This window comes from Candidatus Rokuibacteriota bacterium (assembly GCA_016209385.1).
Lineage (GTDB): Bacteria > Methylomirabilota > Methylomirabilia > Rokubacteriales > CSP1-6 > JACQWB01.
Window position 1 is genome coordinate 1 of sequence record JACQWB010000198.1, and the last position, 16,896, is coordinate 16,896.

Here is a 16,896-nt window from a genome sequence, read left to right on the forward strand (position 1 = left end):
CGATCTTCTGGACGGTCTTCTCCCCCCAGGAGCCCGCCTTCACCGTGTAGTCGTTAGCCATGACGCAGACGGTGCGCCCGCCGACCTTTCCCACGCCGGTGACGACACCGTCGGCCGGCGTCTCGGCCTCCTGGCTCCGGGCGAAGAGCCAGTCCTCCTCGAAGTCGGCCCCGGGGTCCAGCAGGAGCTTGAGGCGGTCCCGGAGGAAGAGCTTGCCTTCCTCCTTAAGCTTGTCCCGGTACTTGAGGTGGCCCTGCTCGATCCGGGCCCGCTCCTTCCAGTAGCGCTCCTCGCTCATGGGCGCTCGCAGGGGGGCTCCGCCCCCCTTCCGAACCTCCCTCCGTCGTTCGAGCGTGACGGGTTCGGCCATGCCGTGAGGCCGCGGGCACCCGGGGTACCCAGCGAAGTTGGGTCGGGCGGGTCGCGCCGCGCCCGAAGCATTGACAAACATCGGGCTGGTGCGACGGCTCTCATGGCTGGGACTGCGCGGTGATGGCGATGATCAGGACGCCGCCCTCGTACGGCGGACCCCCGACGAGGGCGGGCCGGTTGGGCGGGACGTCGGCCACGATGGAGACTTCCGAGGCGCCGCGGTTCAGGATCTTGATGTCCATCCGGACCACCGAGCCCTTCACGGCGGACGGCCTGAGCTCGAGCTCCCGGCCTCCGGGCAAGGCAAATCGTCGGGCGAGGCCGAGAGGGATCTGCGCCTGGATGAGATCGAGCTGCTCGTAGCTCTGGTAACCGAAGACCTGGCGAAGGCGGCTGACGTGGCGACGAAACGCTTCATCCTGCGCGCGTCCACCGGGGACGAACGCCTGCCCGCCCGGCGGCAGGGGCGCCGCGGGCGCGTTGGAGGCCCAGAGGATCCGCGCGCTCAGCGACACGGACGGCGCCTGGGCCCACGTCGGCGCGGCGCCCAGGCCGAACCAGAGGGCCAGCAGGAGCCCGAGCAAGGGCGTCAACAGGCTCCGCAGGCGCTTCCGCGCATTGTGAAGGCGCGACATCACCGTTCCGATCGGGCATCCCAGCGCGTCAGCGATCTCGCGGTAGGACAGCCCTTCGATGTCACAGAGAATGATAATAGTTCGATGGTGGGCCGGCAAGGCATCGAGCGCACGCGCGATCCGCTCCCGCTCCTGCGCCCGCCGCGCCTCTAGGTCCGGCGGCGATCCCGGATCGGGAGCCGTCCGCGTCCACCCCTGCCCGGCAACCGGCTCGCCCCCGAAGGCCCTGAGCCGAGCGGTGTGCTGGCGTCGGCGATCGGTGGCGAGGTTCACCACGATCCTGAAGAGCCAGGTGTAGAAGGCCGACTGCCCGCGGAACTCGCCGAGCGACTGGTACGCGCGAACGAAGGCCTCCTGGGCCACGTCCCGAGCCTCCTCCCTGTCCCCCAGGACCCGGTACGCCAGGCGCCAGACGCGCTGGCGGTACTTCTCGACCAGCGGCTCGAAGGCGGCCAGGTCTCCGGCCCGGCACCTGGCGATGAGGTCGCTCTCGTCGCTGCTCACACCGTGATCTCATTCGCCGTCACCCAGCGGGTTCGCTGTGGTTAGACGCCGCTCGGGTGTTCCCATTCACTTCTGCACCTCGATCGCGCCGAGGGCGGCCTCCACGCCGAGGAGGTAGCTCCGGAGACCGAAGCCCGAGATCTGACCGCGGGCGGCCGGGGCGATCACCGAATGGCGTCGGAACTCTTCCCGGGCGTGAATGTTGGAGAGATGCACCTCGATCACGGGCAGCCGCACGGCGGCGACCGCATCGCGGAGCGCCAGCGCGTAATGGGTGAACGCGCCCGGGATGAACACGATCGCGCCGAACCCCCGCTGCTCGGCCGTCTGGATCGCCTCGATCAGCTCGCCCTCGTGGTTGGACTGCCGGCACTGGATCCGCACGCCGCGCCGCTTGGCGTAGCGCTCGATCTCCCGGTTCACCTGCGCCAGCGTGAGACGGCCGTAGACCTCGGGCTCCCGGGCGCCCAGCAGGTTCAGGTTCGGACCGTGAAGGACCAGGATCGCTTTCCTCATCTCTCATCCCCCGCACCGTGCGGGGACCAGTCGCCGGCGCCCCGGACCAGGTTGCGGCCGTCGGCCTTCGCCTGGTAAAGCGCGCGATCGGCCGCCTCGAGGAGCTTCTCGTGCGTGGTGGCGTCGTCGGGAAAGGTGGCGACGCCGACCGACACCGTGACCTTGCCGAGGGGCTGGGACTGGCTGCGGGGGAACGGGTGCATCTCGACGGCGACGCGGAGGCGCTCCGCCGCCACGCACGCAGCGGCCTTGCTCGTCTCGGGAAGGATGACGGCGAACTCGTCGCCGCCATAACGCGCCCCGAAGTCCACCTGGCGGACCTGGCTCGCCACCATGCGCCCGACCAGGCGCAGGAGCCGGTCACCGGCCGGGTGGCCGAAGCTGTCGTTGTAGTGCTTGAAGTGATCAACGTCGGCCATGAGCAGCGAGAGGGGCCGCTGGTACCGCTCGGCGCGCGGGAGCTCGCGCACGATGCGGTCCTTGAATGCACCGTGGGTGGCGAGGCCCGTGAGGTTGTCGATCCGCGCCTGGGCCTGGACGCGCTTGAGCTTCAGGTGAGTGTCGCGCGCGAGCGTGCTCAGCCGGAGGAGGCCCCGCACGCGCATGGCAAGCTCTTGCGTGGCCACCGGCCGCCGCACCACGTCATCGGCGCGCGCCGCCTGGGCCCACGCCCTGGGCGAAGGCCGCGAGTCGAGCAGGATCAGGATCGGGACAGTTCGGGTACGCGCGTCGCCACGGAGGAGCTGGAGGACCGTGGCCGGCGCCGGGCGCGTCTTGCCCACGCCCAGGATGATCAGATCCGGCCGCCACTGCCTCGCCGTCGTGAGGAGGTCGGGTCCGGGCCCGGCGACTTTCACGCGACATCCGATCTCGGCAAGCGTACGCCCGACGATCCCTGCGTCGCCGCGGGGGCCCTCCGCGAACAGCACCTTCGCCCGCTTGGCCATCGCCGTATCCGGGGGCACCGGCTCTCCCCCAACGGTCCACCAGAATACACTGCTCCCGCCGGGGCCTCAACCGAGGAGCGCCGAAGCGAACCGCCGCACGCCCCCGGTCAGTGCAGCCCGGCCGAGGAGACGACCCAGTCCGCGACGGCGAACAGCACCAGGCCGCCGAACACGGCCCAGGCCAGTCCGAGGCCCCGCTCCCGGTTGACCTCTGGGATCAGGTCCGAGGCGGCGACGTAGATCGTGACCCCCGCCGAGAGCGCCAGGGCGGGCCCCCCGAACTCGGCGAGCAGCGAGGTCAGGAGGACTCCAAGCAGCGTGGATCCACCCAGTAGCGCGGCGGCGCCGGCCGCGGCCCTGCGGCTCCGCCCCGAGGCCAGCATGAGCGAGGCGATCGTGAATCCCTCCGGCAGCTTGTGGAGCAGGACCGCGAAAAAGAGGAGGAAGCCGAGCGAGGGGCCGACGAGGAACCCGGACGCGATCGCGACGCCGTCGAAGAAGGTGTGCACGCCCAGGCCCAGGAGCGCCAGGTAACCCACCGAAGGCTCCAGCAGCGCCTCCGGGTGCTCTTCCTCGCCGAAGTGAAAGTGGGGAGCGACCGTGTGCTCGAAGAGATGGATGCTGAAGTAGCCGGCGAGGACGAAGAGGAACGCGTGGCGGAGCTTCTCCGCCGATTCGGGGAGCATCCGGACGAAGGCCGTGGCCAGCATGAAGCCGGCGCCGACGGCGACGCAGTACTTGAGGAAGGTCCGGTCCCAGTGCGCCTTCCGCGTGAGCACGAGCGCGCCCAGCAGGTCGGCGAAGCCCGCCACGGTGCCGAGGACCAGGCTCCACTGGTAGGAGGTCATCGGAGAATCGCCAGTCTACGGCCGCGCCCCGCGTGAGTCAAGCGCGGGGCGTCGGTTCGTGGCTCGCGGGCTCTTGCGACGGCCCCTCGGCCCGTCGAGACGAGGAGGGCGGAACGGGCGCGGGCGCGCCCTGCGCCAGCCGGAAGCGCCGCATGAAGGCGTCGCCGCGCGCCGCCAACCACGCGCGCGTGGACGCATAGCCGAAGCGCAGCGCGGCGCGGCTCGCTTCGAAGCCCATGGAGGGGCCGAAGAGCGGAGACTCCTTGGCCTCCGGCTGGAGCAGGAAGATCTCCAGTCGGGGATGCTTGAGCTGAAGCTCGCGGAGGCCGAGCTCGAGCAGGTTCTGGCTGGTGATCCGGCTCGACTGCTCGAGGATCGAGTACAACCCCTGCTCTTTGAGATGCCCCGGAGCCACCGCCCCCGCGCCCGTGAGCGGAACCAGCGGGTTCACCACGACTATGAGCTCGGCCCCGAGGTCGATCGCCAGGTCGGCGTGCGCAGCGTACCCGACCCCGCCGTCCACGTAGTCGCGATCCCGGATCGTGTAGGGCTCGAAGAAGCCCGGGATCGCGGAGGAGGCTGCGATGGCCTGCGAGATCGGGACCTCGGTGAGCGCCCCGAGACCGAAGACCACGCGCTCGGCCCGGTCCAGGTCCACCGCGGGGATCACCAGGGTTCGCGGCAGCGTGCGGAAGTCGTTGGAGAGCCCCTTCGCCTCGAAGGTCTTCCGCATGTAGGTCTCGAGCTGCTCCAGGGAGAAAAACCCGGCCGGCAGCTCCCCCTGGGCCCTCGAGAGGAGGTCGGGGACCGAGCTCCGGAACCCGGACAGCAGGTTCTTCGCGACAGCCCAGAGGAGCCGCCCGAAGCGTCGACCGGCCCGGCCGAACGAGCGCCGGTCATACACGGACCCCTGGTGGAAGTTCATGGGGTCGGGCAGCCCCTGGTCCAGGATCCGGTAGAGCTCGTTGGGCCGGATGCCATTGGCCATGAGCGAGGCCACAACGGAGCCGGCGCTCACCCCGACATAGATGTCGAAGGCGTTGGCCCTGAAGCCCGGGAGGGACTCGTCGAGCGCGGTCAGCACCCCGACCTCGTACATCCCGCCGATCACGCCCCCGCCAACCAGGGCGAGAGCCCGCTTGGCGGGGCGCCGCCGCCAGAGCCTGCTCATCCACTCAAACACGGGGCTCGCCATCCCCTCCCACCGACCTTGGGTGATCTGGGCCTCGGACCCACCTACCCGGCCCGCCTGTCAAAGCCTACCTCCTACTCTACCCCCTGGGCTGAAAAGCCGGAAATCCTGGCTACCGAAACCCGGTCAGGCGCACCGAGTCTCCCGGAGGAAAGAAACGGCATCCGCGAGCTGAATTCAGAGGCTCACAGCCGGGCGACACGCGCTGGGCGAGAGACCGCCCACCCGTCGCGCGACGCACTACCAGCGGAGAAGGCTCGCCCCCCAGGAGAAGCCGGTGCTGAAGGCCGCCAGCAGAACCAGGTCCCCTTCCCTGATCCGCCCGGCGAGCAGGGCCTCGTGCAGGCCAGATCGGCACCGACGCCGCTGCAGTGTTTCCGTAGCGATCCACGTTGTTCCAGCGGATCGCGATAGCCGACGCGATGACGTGGCCCGTCGCCGCGAGGCCGGCCGCCACGAGGACGCCGTAGAAGAGGTCGAGCTGCCAGAGCGCGGGCGCCATCCCTGTCGCCGCCAGCGCTCCCGCCAGGATGAATGTGCCGATGGTCACGACCAGGCGTGAGCCGACGCGGTCGACCAGCCGGCCTACGAGCGGCATGAAGGCGCCGTAGAGGAAGAGCGACAGCGAGATGACGAGCGAGAAGCCCGCCCGGTCCAGCTCAAGGTCGGCGACGACCGGCTTGAGGAACGGCCCCGCCGTGAAGCGGATGCCGGTGGAGAGGAACACGATCAGGGAGAACGCGAGGGCGACCCACGAGCCGTAGAAGATCCTCTGCTGCCGAAGCACGGTCCCACTATACCCCACCGCGATCGCCCGACACAACGCGTGATACACTTGCGCCATGGGATTCTCCGACGACGTGAGGGAGCTCGCCCAGTGGCTCAAGGCGCTCCTCGACCGGCTCGGGGCCGCCGCGTCCAGCGCCGAGCGCGGCAGGATGGCCGAGCGGTTCCTGATGTCGAGCCGATTCGAGCACGCCTTCTGGGAGATGGCGTGGACCATGTAAGGATGGACGTCGGACCGATGAGCGGCCTCGCCGACCTCTTCGGCACAGCCGGAGTGCTCATCGGGATGGTGCACCTCCTCCCACTCCCGGGGAGTCCCCGGTGGAGCGGCTCCATGGAGGAGGTGGTGGCGCACGCCCTGGACGATGCGCGCGCCCTCGCAGCCGGCGGCATCGACGGGCTGCTCGTGGAGAACTACGGCGACGTCCCCTTCCACCGGGGGCGCGTGGACGCCGCCACCGTCGCGGCGATGGCGCGCGTGGTCACCGAGCTCGGCCGTGTGGTCCCGCTTCCGGTCGGCGTCAACGTCCTGAAGAACGACCCCCAGTCCGCCCTGGCCGTCGCCGCGGCCACGGGGGCGCGCTTCATCCGGGTCAACGTCCATACGGGCGCGGTGGTCGCAGACCAGGGGATCATCCAGCCGAACGCGGCGGCCACCCTCCGTTACCGGAGACTCCTCGGCGCTGATGTCAGGATCTTCGCCGACGTCCAGGCCAAGCACGGCGTCCCCCTGGCGCCGACGGAGCTCGAGCAGGAGGCGAAGGACTCCGTCGGCCGCGGGCTGGCGGACGCGCTCGTGGTGTCGGGCAAAGCCACGGGAGAGGCGACGCCGCTCGAGGACGTCAAGCGGGTCCGCTCCGCGGTCCGGGACACCCCGATCCTCGTCGGGAGCGGCGTCACCCCCGAGAGCGTGGCCGAGCTGCTTTCCGTGGCCGACGGCGCGATCGTCGGGACGTCGCTCAAGCGGGACGGCCGCCTCGGCAATCCGGTGGACCCGGAGCGGGTGAAGCGGCTGGTCGATGCCGCGCGCGGCTGACCCGAACCCCCGGCTCGCGGCGTTCTTCGCCGTCATCCTGGTCCTCACTGCCTGTGTGAGCGCGCGGTCGCTCGATCCGTCCCTCGAGCGCCGGCTCGGCGACCTCCTGCTGGTGGGGTTCCACGGCACAGAGGTGGACGGCAACGCCCAGGTCCGCCACCTCGTCTGCGACCTCAGAGTGGGAGGCGTGGTCCTCTTCGAGCGGGACGCCGCCACCCAGGCGCCCCGCAACATCACGAGCCGCGAGCAGCTCGGCCGGCTGACGGGCGACCTCCAGGCGCTCGCCCGCGGGTGCGCGGGCCGGCCCCTCCTCATCGCCGTGGACAGCGAGGGAGGCGCCGTTATGCGCCTGAGCCCGCGCGTGGGGTATTCGCCGACGTTGTCTGCCCACGAGCTCGGCACGCTGGGAGACCTGACGGTGACCGAGCTTGAAGCCCTGAGGATCGCGCGGATGCTCCGGGAGGCGGGGATCAACTGGACGCTGGCCCCCGTGGTGGACGTGGCCGTGAACCCGCTGAACCCGGTGATCGTGAGGCGTGGCCGGGCCTTCTCGCTCGACCCTGAGGTCGTCACCGCGCACGCGCGCGCCTATCTTCAAGCGCTCAGGGACGCGGGGCTCCGCACCACGCTCAAGCACTTCCCGGGACACGGCTCGAGCTGGGAGGACTCCCACCGCGGGTTCGTCGACGTCACCGAGACCGCCAGCCCCGAGATCGAGCTCCACCCGTACCGGGAGCTGATCAACCACGGGTTCGTGGACAGCGTCATGACCGCGCACGTCGTCAACCGGAACCTGGATCCTGACTACCCCGCCACCCTCTCCCGCCCGACGATCCACGGGCTGCTCCGGGACGCGCTCGGCTTTCGGGGTGTGGTGGTCTCCGACGACCTCATGATGCGCGCCATTACGGAGGAGTTCGGGCTGGAGGAGGCAGCGGTGCTCGCCCTCGGCGCGGGCGTGGACATCCTCCTCATCTCCGACGCGCGCCCCGGCGAGGACCCCGGCCCTGCGGACCGTGCCATGGCTGGAATCCGAAATGCTCTCGCACGGGGAATGCTCTCCCGGTCCCAGATCGAAGCGGCGCTGGCCCGGATCGACCGCTTTCGCGCGGGTGTTGGCGGCTTCCGAGGGAGTCGCCCGGTGGACCATTCCAGCCGATGACCGGCGATCAGCACGTTACGTGCGGCGACGCCGCGCTCGCAGGAATGCGTCCACCTCGGCCCGGTGGGGGAGCGAGGACTGGGCGCCAACCTTCGTGCACGCCAGTGCTGCGGCGGCGTTGGCCGGAGGGATCGCCTCCTCCCATTTGCCACCCGCCGCCAGCCCGACGGCGAGGGCGCCGTTGAACGCGTCCCCGGCCCCGGTGGTGTCCACCGCCTGGACCGGGAACGCGGGGAAGTGAATTCCGGCTGTCCCGTCGCAGAAGAGCACGCCCTGCTCGCCGAGCGTGACGATCGCCCGCCTGGCACCGCGCGCCAGAAGCCGCTGGGCTGCTTCTGTCGCCGTCTCCGGCCCGCTCACGGTCACCCCTGAAAGGACCTGGGCCTCGCCGGCATTCGGCGTGAGGCAGTCTACCAGCGACACGAGCGCGTCGGGGAGTGGCTGAGCGGCGCCGGGTTGAGAATCGTCACGACGCCGTGCTCCCGCGCGAGGGCCAGCGCCCACTCGACCGTCGCAACTGGGACCTCCAGCTGGCAGAGCAGCACCTGGGCCGAGGCCACGAGGCGCGCGTGGTCCCGGACCAGCGAGGGGAGGAGCTCACGGTTGGCGCCGGGGGCCATGGCGATCTGATTCCTCCCCGCCGGATCCACTACGATGAGCGCGATGCCGGTCGGTGCGGCTTCCGTGCGGATCAGCCCGTCCGGCGCGATCCCCTCGTCGGCGAGCCGTTCGGCGATCCTGTCGCCGTGAGCGTCCCGCCCGAGGCACCCGACGAAGCACACCTCGGCGCCCAGACGCCGCGCGGCCACAGCCTGGTTCGCACCCTTGCCGCCGTGGTCCACGTGGAGCGTGCCGCCCATCACCGTCTCTCCCTCGCGCGGCAACCGGGGCACCGCCACGGTGAAGTCCATGTTCGCTGAACCGACCACGATCACGCGGGGCATAGCCTGCGGAGGAAGAGCGAGCGGAAGCGTTCCGCGTCCACCGACAGCGCAACCCGGCAGTTCGGCGGCCTCTGTTTGGAAGCTGACCGCGGACGCCGGTCGGCGACTGCCATGCCCCGGGTGAGGGTCCCCTCGCACTCGACCTCGACGTGGAGGGACTCGAACGTCACCAGAGTCGAGTCCAGGGCGACAGCCAGGGCCAGCGGGTCGTGGAGCGTGAGACCGCCGTCCCCGACGCTCGCGCCAAAGGCGAACCCCTTCAGCGTGAAGTCGGAGACAAACTGGGCGAGCCGAACCGGGCAGGTATCGAGGCGGGCTTCCAGGACCGAGCGTGTCAGCACCACCTGGCGGGTCACATCGAGCGGGACGAGCTCGAGCGGCAGGTCGGCGCGCAGGACCCGGGCCGCCGCCTCGGGGTCCACGTAGAAGTTGAACTCGGCGGCCGCCGTCACGTTGCCCGGAGTTGCTACCGCACCGCCCATGACGACTACGCGCCGCAGCGAGGCGAGGCTCGCGCGGTCACGCTGGAGGGCGACGGCCAGGTTCGTCAGCGGGCCGAGCGCGACGACCACCAGCTCGCCGGCGAAGCGGCGCGCGGACTCCAGGAGCAGGTCGGGGCCGTCGACCGAAGACAGGTGCACCGTCACCGGTGGGTATCGGGGGCTCCCGTCGAGGTTCCTGAACTGATCGAGGTCCCCCAGCCCGTCCTCGCCATGGACATGACCGGCGGCGACCAGCGGACGCACGAGAGGCGCCCCGGCTCCGCGGGCGACCGCGGGGAGCCTGGCAGGCTCCACCGCCTCCAAGACGCGGAAGACGTTTTCGGTCGAGCGGTCGACTGGAACATTGCCTGCCACGGTCGTGATGGCCTCGACCGAGACCTCGGGGGAAGCGAAGGCCAGGAGCAGCGCCAGGGCATCGTCAATGCCCGGGTCGGTGTCGATCAGCAGCGGAACCGCCACGGCGGAAGGTCGGTCAGGCTGCTACCGGGGACTGTCCCGGGGCGTCTGGGCTCCGCGCGTCCCCCGGCTCGGCGGCATTGGGTTCGGCCCTCGCTCCTCGACCATCCCGGTAAACCACCGGTTTCGATCAGTCAGCTCCACGACCTCCACCTCCCCGCCAGCGACCGTCAGCTCGCGCAGCCACGCCGTGATCGCCCTGTGGCCCCGGACGGGATCCCGGAGGCGAAACAGCTTCCGTTCCTGCTTGGTCGGCACACTGCCGTGGATCGGGACAAAGAGCGCGCGCGCGGCGTAAAGAAGCCACTGCCCGGCCGGGATCCCATCCAGGCGGAACATCCCGTCGGCGTTCACCTGCGCCGCCCGCATGACCTGTGCCCCCGCAGCGGCGGCGACCGCGGCTCCGTAGGCTTCGAGCCTGCCCTGGATCCGAGCCGCGGCGTCGTGGTATGCGGCCAAAGAATGGCGCGCCTCACGCTTCAGCGCCTCCAGGTCTCCGAGGAGCTTCTCGGAATGCGGAACCAGGATCACGGCGACATCCGCGAGAGGGGTGTCCGCGCCGTCAGGTTTGGCCCGCTCTACGTAGACCCTTCCAGTGACGGTGCCGACGACACCCGCTCTGGCCGCCTCCCGGTAGTCCTGGAGCCGAACGTCCAGCCCTTGGGCGGCTCCGATCCCCGCGGCGCGGTGCCGCGGAGGTGCCGCGCATCCGGTGACGAAGGGCAGGCACAGCGCGGGCCCAAGCCCAACAGTCATCCCGATGGTGCGAAAGACAGAGCGCCTCGGCCCACCCATGGGCAAAGGCGTCAGCTCGCCGCCGGGGGTTTGCGTCCGAGGTACCAGCCGAGGCCGATCAGAGCAAGTCCGACCACGACGCCAACCGTCTGCTTCCAGCCGAATCCTCGGGCTCCGCCGATCCCCAGCAAGTCAGCGAGCCCGGACACCGCCCCCACGATCACCCCAGCCATCATCAGCGCCCAACCCATTCCTCAGCCTCCTCTCTTCACGGCAGCCGCCCCGTCGACCCACGCCTCCGGGAGAGCGCGTCGGCTACGCTGGCAGTAGGCTAGCCCGCCGGCCGGCGAGGGGTCAAGCAGCGGGCGCCAGGTTTGACAGACGCGGAGCGGACCCGTAAGATAAGAGCCGACCATCAGCGAGGAGGCATGGATGAACATCCAGATCACGTACTGCAGCGAGTGAGACTACCTCCCCCAGGCCTCCAGTCTGCAGGCCGCGCTCAAGAACAGGTACGGTGTCACCGCCACCCTCACGGCGGGACACGGCGGTGTCTTCACGGTGATCGTCGACGGCAAGCTGATCTACGACAAGGACGAAACCTACCGGTTCCCCACCGACCAGGAGATCTTCGACCAGATCGACGCCCTCAAGAAGAAGTAACCCCGAGGTTCCGCTCCAGCTCCTCCCTGAAGCTCGGGTGCGCCACCGCGATGAGAGCGCGCGCCCGCGCCGCGAGGCTCTTCCCCTTCAGCTCCGCCACGCCATACTCCGTGACCACGTAGTCAGCCAGGTAGCGCGGCGTCGTGACGCTCGTCCCTTCCCGGAGCCGGGGCACGATCCGGGATACGCTCCCCCCCCGGCCCGTGGACTGGAGCGCGATGATGGCGCGCCCGCCTGCGGCGCGCCACGCCCCCAGCACGAAGTCGACCTGGCCCCCGATCCCTGCCAGCTGCCGCGGACCGAGGCTCTCGGCGTTCACCTGGCCCGTGAGATCCACTTCCAGCGCGGAGTTGATCGAGACGAAGTTGGCGATCCGCGCCACCACCTGGGGATCGTGGACCACATCGGACGGCTCCATGTTGATCAGCGGGTTATCGTGGACGAAGTCGAGGAGCTGCCGCGTGCCCATCACCTCGCAGAGGTCCATTCGACCGGGGTGGAACGACTTCCGGAGGTTCGTGATCACCCCCGTGTGAATCAAGGGGAGCATGTGATCGACCACGATCGAGTGCACGCCGAGATTCCGCTTGTCGGCGAGCGCCTCCATCACGGCCTGCGGGATCGCGCCGACCCCGATCTGGATGGTCGCCCCGTCCGGGATCAGCGCCGACACACGGCGGCCGATCTGGCGCTCCACCTCGCCCAGCGGGGACGGTGGGTACTCGACCAGCGGATGTTCCGCCTCAACCCAGCAGTTGATCTGTGAGCGGTGGAGGAACGCATTGCCGAGCGTCCGCGGCATCTGCGGGTTGACCTGGGCGATGACCATCGGCGCCTCGCGGGCGGCCGGCAGCGGATAGCTCACCGACACGCCGAGGCTCAGGTAGCCGAAGCGGTCGGGCGGTGTCGTGTGAACGACCACCGCGTCCGGCGCCCACGGCCCACCGCGCCCGAAGAGCGCGACGGTGTCGAAGTAGCGCGCCGGCACGAACTCCACCTGGCCGCGCTCCCACGCGGCCACCGCGGGCGGCATCAGCTGCCACGTCACCCACTTGATCTGTCCTCCGTGCTCCGGGCGGCAGAACGGGTAGTTGCCGAGGAGCAGGCCACCCATGAGGGTAAGCGGGGCGAGCCGGTCGGCCTGACGGCAGAGCTCCCCGATGAAGGCCACCGGCTCGCCGCACCCCGGCGGGAGCAGCAGCTTCATCCCCGGGCGGAGGCGGCCCACGGCCTCGGCGAGCGTGAGCTTCTCGAACGGGCGTCCCATCAGCGGGCCAAAGTATAATGGACGGCGCCGGAAATTACACGATCCCGCTCGCGCGCTCATGCCAGCGACCAAGTTCGGCGTCTTTCTTCCGATCTCAGGCCGGGCCGCCGGGCCGGCCACGCTGATGGAGGCGGCTCGGAAGGCCGAGGCCTGGGGGTACGCGTCGGTGTGGGCCGCGGACCGCATCGTCATTCCGTGGGAGATCAAGACCCCGTACCCGTACAGCGCGGACCAGCAGTTCATCGTTCCACCCGATCGTCCCTTCCTGGAGCCCCTCACCTGCCTGGCGTTCCTGGCCGGCTGCACCGAACGGATCCTGCTCGGGATGAGCGTCCTGGTTCTGCCGTACCGCCCGCCCATCTACGCGGCAAAGGTGGCCGCAACGATCGACCAGCTCTCCAACGGGCGGCTGATCCTCGGGGTCGGGGTCGGCTGGATGGTCGAGGAGTTCGACGCGCTCGGGGTGTCGTTCAAGGAGCGGGGGGCAATCTCCGACGAGCAGATCGAGATCCTCAAGTTGCTCTGGGACGCGGAAAAGCCTCGTTTCGACGGCCAGCACTACCGCTTCCGAGAGGTCGCCTTCTACCCCAAGCCGTATCAGCGACCCCGGATCCCGATCTGGGTCGGGGGAGAGGGGACGCGGGCACAGCGGCGGGCCGCTCGATACGGCGATGCCTGGTTCCCCTACTTCGTCCGAATCACGCCGCGGGAGCTGGCTGCCCGCTTTGACAACGTGCGGCGATGGGCGGCCGAGCAGGGGAGAGATCCTGATGGGATCAGCCTGGCGTGCTGCCTCCCTGTCGAGCTCACCCGAGAGCCGGTTCCTCAGGAGGCAGGGAGGTTGATCGGGAACGCGGAGCAGCTCGGCGAAGCGCTAACGCGGTATCGCGAGATCGGCGTGGCGCATATCGCGCTTCAATTCATGGTGCCTCACTGGCCGGCGCGCCTGGAACAGATCGAGCGATTTGCCGACGAGGTCATCCCGGCCCTTCGGTAGCCATGTCGCGCCAACTCAGGCGAGGATCAGCAAGGCATCCACCCCCACTGCCCTGTCTCCCCGAGCGATCACCGGGTTCAGATCAAGCTCGGCAATGCGGGGATAGGCGGCGAGGAGCTGTCCGACTGCGACGAGGATCCTCACGAGCGGCTCGGCGTCGCAGCCGGGCATCCCCCGGGAGCCCTGGAGAAGCCGAGCGCGGAGCCCCTGCCCGAGGATCTCGCGCGCCTCCGCGGAGCCAAGGGGGGCGAGGGCAATCGAGACATCCTGCACCGCTTCGGCCAGAAGCCCGCCCGTGCCGACTGCGACCACAGGGCCAAAGACGGGGTCGCGTCGGCCGCCGATCAAGAGCTCGACGCCCGGCTCCACCTGGTCTTGAATGAGGTACTGAACCGGTCCCAGCCGCGCCGCGAGTGTTTGGCACGCGTCCGCTACGTCTTGAGGATCCCGGAGGTTCACCCGCACCGCCCCTGCCTCGCTCTTGTGGAGCAGCTCGTCCCGCATCGCCTTGATCACGACCGGAAAGCCGAGGGCCTTGGCGACCTCGATCGCCTCGGCCGCCGAATCAGCCCATCGCTCCCGGCAGAAGGGGATCCCTGTGGCTTCCAGGATCCTGCGCGCGAGCGTATAGGAGAGGACGCCTTCGCGGGTCGACAACAGCGCCTGAAGGTCGGGGGCGAGCGGAAGCATCGCATTCGCGCGAACGCATCCTTCTCTCGCTTGGCCGGCAACATAAAGCGCGCGATAAGCCCGCACGGCACGCTCGGGAGTCGGAAGGACGGGGACGCCGGAAGCCGTGAACCAGCGCGTCACTTCCGGAGCATCCGCCGTGAACGCGACCAGGGGCTTTCCGTATTCGTGCGCGGCCCGGACCAGCCCTTGGGCGAACTCGGGAAGGTCGAGCCCCACGTTGATCGCCAGCGCTCCGGAAATCGCGCCCTGGGCGAGGACGGCTCGTGCAACAGCGGCGATCGCCGCGGGCGTGACTTGGGGCGTCAGGTCCACGGGGTTGCGGGTCGCCGCAAAGGGTGGGAGCATTCGGCGAAGCTCGGCCCGGCACGGCTCCGGCAAGGCGGGAACCTCGAGGCCGAGCGTTTCTGCCGCGTCGGCGCCGACCACTGACGGGCCTCCTGACACCGTGACAATCGCCACCCCCTTGCCCCGGGGGAAGGATCGCCGCGACCGGGCGAGGGCTTCGATCGCGTCCAGGAACTCCTCGGTCTCCTCGCTGGCCACGATTCCCGCCCGGCGGAAAGCGGCGCCATAGATCGCGTATGTCCCGGCCAGCGCGCCGGTGTGCGACCGCGCGGCCTGGTCTCCCGCCCGCGTGCGACCGCCTTTGAGGACCACGACCGGCTTGATCCCGCTTGCCCTTTGCGCCGCCTCCACGAAGCGTCGGCCGTCCCGTACGCCCTCGAGGAAGCAGGCGATCAGGCCCGTCTCGCTGTCGTCGGCCAGATATCCAAAGAGCTCCTCGACGCCCAGGTCCACCTGGTTGCCGATGCTCACGAACTTGGCCACACCGAGCCCGACGGATGCGAGGTGTCGGAGGATGAGGCCTCCGTACGCCCCGCTCTGAGAGACCACGCTGATCTCGCCGCGCTGCGTCGGGAGTTCCCAGAAGTAGGTCCCGTTCAGCCTACTGTGGCTCGAGTAGACACCCATGCAGTTGGGCCCCACAAGGCGCATCCCGCTCTCGCGCGCGGCGGCCAGCAGCTCGTCCTGCGCCGCGCGGCCCCGGGCGTCCACCTCGCCGAACCCCGAGGAGAGGACGACGGCAAGGCGAACTCGACGGCGCGCCAACGCCTTGACTGCCTGAACGACCGCCGGAGCCGGCAGGCTGACGAGAGCCAGGTCGAGCCCCTCTGGCAGATCGGCAATCTGAGGCAGCGTGGGACGTTCCAAGATCGGCTCCCCGCTGGGGTGGACAGGGTAGATCGCGCCTTCGTAGCCGTAGTCGGAGAGGTTTTTGAGGAGCCGGTGACCGAGCTTCGCCGGATCCCGCGACACGCCCAGGACCGCGACGGCCCGCGGCGAGAACAGTGCACGGAGATCGGTCATTTGGGCCGCCTGTCGACGACCCGAACCGCTTTCCCCTGGGGACGCGGGATCTCCCCGGGCTTCAGCCATCGAAACTCCGGGCTGAGCCCGAGGAGGTCACGCAGCTCGCGGCGGATGCGCTCGCCGGCGGCCGGATCGAAGGTGGGCTCGACCTCTACCAGGACCGTCATCCGCTCGCCGCCATTCCCCTCGAGCACGATCTGGTATTCGTGGCTCACGCCCGGCTGGCGGAGGAGGAGCTGCTCGAGCTGGCGGGGGTAGAAGTTCACGCCCTTGTAGATCACCATGTCGTCGGTGCGACCGCGGAACCGGTCGATGCGAACGTGCGTCCGACCGCACCGGCAGCCCTCCCGGCTCACCACGCGGGTGAGGTCGTGGGTCCGGTAGCGGACCAAGGGGAGCCCTTCACGGGTCAGTGTCGAGACCACCAGCTCGCCTTCGACGCCGTCGGGCACCGGGCTGCCACGCGCGGGATCGATCACCTCCACATAGTAGTGGTCCTCCCAGACGTGGATCCCCTGGTGCGCCTCGCAGTCGATCCCCATGCCAGGCCCGCCCGTCTCGGTCATCCCGATGATGTCAAAGGTCTCGATCAAGATCTCCCGCTCGATCCTGGCCCGCAACTCGTCCGACCACATCTCGGACCCGAGGACCGCCACCCGGAGCGAGAGGGACCGGAGGTCGAAACCCTCCTCGCGCGCCACCTCGATTAGCCGGAGCGGGTAGGTGGCGATGGCGGTCAGCACCGTCGCCTTCAGCTCTTTCATCAGCCTGAGCTGGAGCAGCGTCCGGCCCGCGCCGATGGGGATGACCATGGCGCCGATCGCTTCCGCGCCGTAGTGGAACCCGAAGCCGCCGGTGAAGAGGCCGAAGGAGGGGGTGATCTGGATGACGTCGCCGGCGGTGACGCCCGCGGCCCGGTAGCACCGCGCCATCACCTCGGCCCACTGGGCGATGTCCCCGCGCGTGTACGGGTTGAGGATCGGGTTCCCGGTGCTCCCGGAGCTCATGTGCAGACGCAGGAATGCTTCGCGGGGCGCGCAGGCCAGCCCGTAGGGATAGGCGTTGCGAAGGGTCTCCTTGGTGAGGAAGGGTAGGTGCCTCCAATCATCAAGGGACCGAATCGCCTCGGGGTCCACCCTGTCAACACGGGCATGGTACCCGGGATTCGTGCGAATACGCTCGAGCGTCCGGCGCAGGCCCTCCAGCTGTCGCTGCTCCAAGGCGTCGCGTCCCAGCGTCTCCTGCGCAGGGTTGAACATCACGCTGATG

Annotated in this window: 17 protein-coding genes and 2 pseudogenes; 5 read left to right on the plus strand and 14 right to left on the minus strand. The window is 69.7% G+C overall.

The window, feature by feature from the left end; translation table 11 throughout:
* The 7 genes and pseudogenes from HY726_14280 to HY726_14310 all read right to left on the minus strand — a co-directional run.
* Nucleotides 1–298, minus strand: a 298-nt coding sequence (locus tag HY726_14280) for an acyl-CoA carboxylase subunit beta (GenBank protein ID MBI4610164.1), incomplete at its 3' end; no start/stop codon positions are given.
* Nucleotides 299–470: 172 nt separating this feature from the next.
* Nucleotides 471–1,511 (minus strand): sigma-70 family RNA polymerase sigma factor, encoded by a 1,041-nt coding sequence (locus tag HY726_14285; protein ID MBI4610165.1) that lies wholly within the window; start codon nt 1,509–1,511, stop codon nt 471–473.
* 66 nt (nt 1,512–1,577) lie between these two features.
* Nucleotides 1,578–2,027: a type II 3-dehydroquinate dehydratase gene (aroQ, locus tag HY726_14290; GenBank protein MBI4610166.1), complete on the minus strand. Its 450-nt coding sequence runs from the start codon at nt 2,025–2,027 to the stop codon at nt 1,578–1,580.
* A complete protein-coding gene (locus HY726_14295) occupies nt 2,024–2,974 on the minus strand; it encodes a diguanylate cyclase (GenBank protein ID MBI4610167.1) in 951 nt (316 codons plus the stop codon). The genes aroQ and HY726_14295 overlap by 4 nt, the downstream gene beginning before the upstream one ends.
* 107 nt (nt 2,975–3,081) lie before the next feature.
* The gene (locus HY726_14300; GenBank protein MBI4610168.1) at nt 3,082–3,822 is read right to left on the minus strand and encodes a ZIP family metal transporter; all 741 of its coding nucleotides are present in this window, start codon (nt 3,820–3,822) and stop codon (nt 3,082–3,084) included.
* Between the two features lie 37 nt (nt 3,823–3,859).
* Complete coding sequence (locus HY726_14305; GenBank protein ID MBI4610169.1) at nt 3,860–5,017, minus strand: patatin-like phospholipase family protein; 1,158 nt, start codon at nt 5,015–5,017, stop codon at nt 3,860–3,862.
* 237 nt (nt 5,018–5,254) lie between these two features.
* Nucleotides 5,255–5,858: pseudogene (locus HY726_14310) on the minus strand (MFS transporter).
* On the opposite strand from HY726_14310, the gene HY726_14315 reads away from it, so the two are divergent.
* The 3 genes from HY726_14315 to HY726_14325 are packed head-to-tail and all read left to right on the plus strand — an operon-like array spanning nt 5,857 to nt 7,998.
* Entirely contained in the window at nt 5,857–6,021 is a 165-nt protein-coding gene (locus HY726_14315) for a hypothetical protein (GenBank protein ID MBI4610170.1), read from the plus strand. The pseudogene HY726_14310 and the gene HY726_14315 overlap by 2 nt on opposite strands.
* Nucleotides 6,022–6,023: 2 nt before the next feature.
* Nucleotides 6,024–6,836 carry a BtpA/SgcQ family protein gene (locus HY726_14320; protein ID MBI4610171.1) on the plus strand — a complete coding sequence of 271 codons (813 nt, stop codon included), beginning with the start codon at nt 6,024–6,026 and terminating at the stop codon, nt 6,834–6,836.
* On the plus strand, nt 6,820–7,998 hold the full coding sequence (locus HY726_14325; GenBank protein ID MBI4610172.1) for a glycoside hydrolase family 3: 1,179 nt from the start codon (nt 6,820–6,822) through the stop codon (nt 7,996–7,998). Before HY726_14320 ends, HY726_14325 begins: the two co-directional genes overlap by 17 nt.
* 15 nt (nt 7,999–8,013) lie before the next feature.
* Here HY726_14325 and rbsK read toward each other — a convergent pair.
* The 4 genes and pseudogenes from rbsK to HY726_14345 form a co-directional block, all read right to left on the minus strand.
* Nucleotides 8,014–8,942, minus strand: a pseudogene (rbsK, locus tag HY726_14330) (ribokinase).
* Nucleotides 8,930–9,904: a nucleoside hydrolase gene (locus HY726_14335; GenBank protein MBI4610173.1), complete on the minus strand. Its 975-nt coding sequence runs from the start codon at nt 9,902–9,904 to the stop codon at nt 8,930–8,932. The pseudogene rbsK and the gene HY726_14335 overlap by 13 nt, the downstream one beginning before the upstream one ends.
* Nucleotides 9,905–9,925: 21 nt before the next feature.
* Nucleotides 9,926–10,657 (minus strand): hypothetical protein, encoded by a 732-nt coding sequence (locus tag HY726_14340; protein ID MBI4610174.1) that lies wholly within the window; start codon nt 10,655–10,657, stop codon nt 9,926–9,928.
* Nucleotides 10,658–10,707: 50 nt separating this feature from the next.
* Nucleotides 10,708–10,887 carry a hypothetical protein gene (locus tag HY726_14345; GenBank protein ID MBI4610175.1) on the minus strand — a complete coding sequence of 60 codons (180 nt, stop codon included), beginning with the start codon at nt 10,885–10,887 and terminating at the stop codon, nt 10,708–10,710.
* 238 nt (nt 10,888–11,125) lie between these two features.
* Between HY726_14345 and HY726_14350 the strand changes: the two genes are divergently transcribed.
* Nucleotides 11,126–11,299 carry a hypothetical protein gene (locus HY726_14350; protein MBI4610176.1) on the plus strand — a complete coding sequence of 58 codons (174 nt, stop codon included), beginning with the start codon at nt 11,126–11,128 and terminating at the stop codon, nt 11,297–11,299.
* Here HY726_14350 and HY726_14355 read toward each other — a convergent pair.
* Nucleotides 11,286–12,566, minus strand: coding sequence for an acetyl-CoA hydrolase/transferase family protein (locus HY726_14355; GenBank protein ID MBI4610177.1), 1,281 nt, complete (start codon nt 12,564–12,566; stop codon nt 11,286–11,288). The genes HY726_14350 and HY726_14355 overlap by 14 nt on opposite strands.
* 58 nt (nt 12,567–12,624) lie before the next feature.
* Between HY726_14355 and HY726_14360 the strand changes: the two genes are divergently transcribed.
* Nucleotides 12,625–13,563, plus strand: coding sequence for an LLM class F420-dependent oxidoreductase (locus HY726_14360; protein ID MBI4610178.1), 939 nt, complete (start codon nt 12,625–12,627; stop codon nt 13,561–13,563).
* Nucleotides 13,564–13,578: 15 nt separating this feature from the next.
* On the opposite strand, the gene HY726_14365 is transcribed toward HY726_14360, so the two are convergent.
* On the minus strand, nt 13,579–15,624 hold the full coding sequence (locus tag HY726_14365) for an acetate--CoA ligase family protein (protein MBI4610179.1): 2,046 nt from the start codon (nt 15,622–15,624) through the stop codon (nt 13,579–13,581).
* Nucleotides 15,621–16,886, minus strand: coding sequence for a phenylacetate--CoA ligase (locus HY726_14370; GenBank protein MBI4610180.1), 1,266 nt, complete (start codon nt 16,884–16,886; stop codon nt 15,621–15,623). The genes HY726_14365 and HY726_14370 overlap by 4 nt, the downstream gene beginning before the upstream one ends.
* Between the last annotated feature and the right edge of the window lie 10 nt (nt 16,887–16,896).